Here is a 2487-nt window from a genome sequence, read left to right as displayed (position 1 = left end):
AAATTATTGTCCTGAGCGACAAATATTGGACCGAAAGTGCCATTGCTTCTACCTAGAGAGACATAGACATCACTATTTCCAAAACCGACAATATCATCACGACCATCGCCGTTGACATCACCAAGCTATAGTATTAAGCAATCTTGCCTTGATTTATCAGCAGCTTGGCAAACAGACACAAGCAGAACTTGCAATTAGCCAAAGTCTCAATCTGTTAAAGAATTTAGATAACTCAAAAGACCGTGCTGCAATTATAGCGCAATCTCTAGATGTACAAGGGAAATTACAATTAGCCCAAGGAGAAACTGAAATTGCGTTGTCCACTTGGCAAAAAGCTGCTGATATATATAAGCAAATAGGCGATCGCGCCACACTAACTCGTAATCAAATTAACTCTGCTCAAGCTATGCAAGCTTTAGGGCTTTATCGCCAAGCAGAAAAAACTTTAACTGAAGTTCAACAAAACCTTACTACTCTTCCAGATTCATCGCTCAAAGTTGCTGGACTAGATAGCCTTGGCAATGTCCTACGAGTTATTGGTGATTTCAATGAATCACGAAAAGTTTTAGAGCAAAGTTTAACTCTAGCAAGAGCTATAAAATCTCCAAAAGCTATAGGTGATACCTTCCTCAGTTTAGGTAATACAGCCTCTGCCGAAGCAAAAACTCAACATGAGGTAGGGAATACAGACCTTAGTCAAAAAGAATTTCAAGTTGCTTTAAACTTTTATCAGCAAGCGGCTATAAATGCATTAGGTACTACGCGCATTCAAGCCCAGCTAAATCAACTTAACCTACTTCTAGAATTTTTCTCTAAAAAAGAAGCCGCACATACATTTAAACAAGCTTTATCCTTGTCTGAGCAAATTCTGACTGAAATTAATAAATTGGTTCCTAGCCGAAACTCAATATATGCTCGGATTCAATTCGCCTCTATCTTAATGGATTTAACACAGAAAACCAATACACCTATTTTATCAAATTTAAATATTGCCCAACTCTTGTCTAGCGCGGTACAGCAGGCCCAAAGCCTAAAAGACCAACAAGCCCAATCTTATGCTCTTGGAACTTTGGGTCGTCTGTATGAAAAGAATAAGCAGTTAGCTGATGCTCTAGAGCTAACGACAAAAGCTTTATTTATTGCTCAAAGTATTGATGCATCAGACATTCTCTATCAGTGGCAATGGCAGCAAGGACGTTTACTCAAGCAACAAGGAAATATCAATGCTGCGCTCAAGGCATATAATACAGCTTACAAAACTTTAGAATCTCTTCGTGGTGATTTAGTTGCTACTAATTTAGATGTTCAGTTTTCTTTCCGAGAAAGTGTAGAACCTATCTATCGAGAGTTAGTTGAGTTACAGTTGCTAACAGAGAATACACAAGGGGATCAACAGAGTAGTCAATCCAATCTTAAACAAGCACGTAAAGTCATTGAGTCACTCCAGCTTGCGGAACTGAATAACTTTTTTCGTTCACCTTGTTTAGAACCAATTGTAGAGATTGACAAAGTGGTGGAGCAGGATAAAAAGGCAGCAGTTATCTATTCAGTTATTTTGCCAGACCGTTTTGATGTTATTCTTACGTTGCCTAATCAACAATTACAGCACTATACCACTAAGATACCTCAAGAAAAAGTAGAGAGTACTGTTACTTCACTACGCAAATCTTTAACAGATGTCGCTGGCACTTATGAAGTGAAAGAACAGTCCCAAAAAATATATGACTGGTTAATTCGACCAGCCGAAACTGAATTATCCAAAAGTGGTATTAATACTTTAGTTTTTGTACTGGATGGGGAATTAAGAAATATTCCGATGGGGGTTCTTTACGACCCGCAGCAAAATAAATATCTTATGGAGAAATATGCGATCGCTTTAACTCCTGGTTTACAATTGTTTAATCCTAAACCTTTGCAAAAAGTACAGTTAAATGCTTTAACTGCCGGAGTAGGAGAAGCGCGTTCTATAGAAGGTCAAAAATTTTCAGCCCTGAAAAATGTAGCACGGGAACTCAAAGAAATTCAAACTGAGGTTCCTAGAAGTGAAGAATTGTTAAATCAGCAGTTTCTCGACAGCAACCTGCAAAAACAATTGCTTACAACTCCATTTTCTATAATTCACTTAGCAACTCACGGTGAGTTTAGTTCAGATCCCGAAAGAACTTTTCTTCTCACCTGGGATAAGCTACTGAAAGTTAAGCAATTTGATAGTTTATTACGAGTTGGCGATAGAAGTAGGTCTGGTAACATCGAGTTACTTGTCTTGAGTGCTTGCAAAACTGCTCTTGGCGATCAGCGAGCTGCTTTAGGATTAGCTGGCATAGCTGTACGAGCAGGCGCACGCAGTACGCTAGCAAGTTTATGGTCAGTGGACGACCAATGGACTGCTAAACTTATGAGTGAGTTTTATCGAAACTTAAATACTGGGATCAGTAAAGCCCAAGCACTCCAGCGTGCTCAATTAACTATCAAATTGCTTAACTTTCA

The 2487-nt window shown here is 38.7% G+C and carries 2 protein-coding genes; one reads left to right on the top strand and one right to left on the bottom strand.

Going from position 1 to position 2487, the window contains the following annotated elements; genetic code table 11:
* The coding region (locus LC574_RS39500; RefSeq protein WP_368736775.1) for a hypothetical protein at positions 1–92 on the bottom strand (92 nt) is incomplete at its 3' end.
* Between the two features lie 56 nt (positions 93–148).
* On the opposite strand from LC574_RS39500, the gene LC574_RS35540 reads away from it, so the two are divergent.
* On the top strand, positions 149–2487 hold a 2339-nt coding region (locus LC574_RS35540), incomplete at its 3' end, for a CHAT domain-containing protein (protein ID WP_229458321.1).

The organism is Nostoc sp. CHAB 5715 (assembly GCF_020829685.1).
Classification (GTDB): Bacteria; Cyanobacteriota; Cyanobacteriia; order Cyanobacteriales; family Nostocaceae; genus Nostoc.
This window is presented reverse-complemented; position numbering and strand designations above follow the sequence as displayed.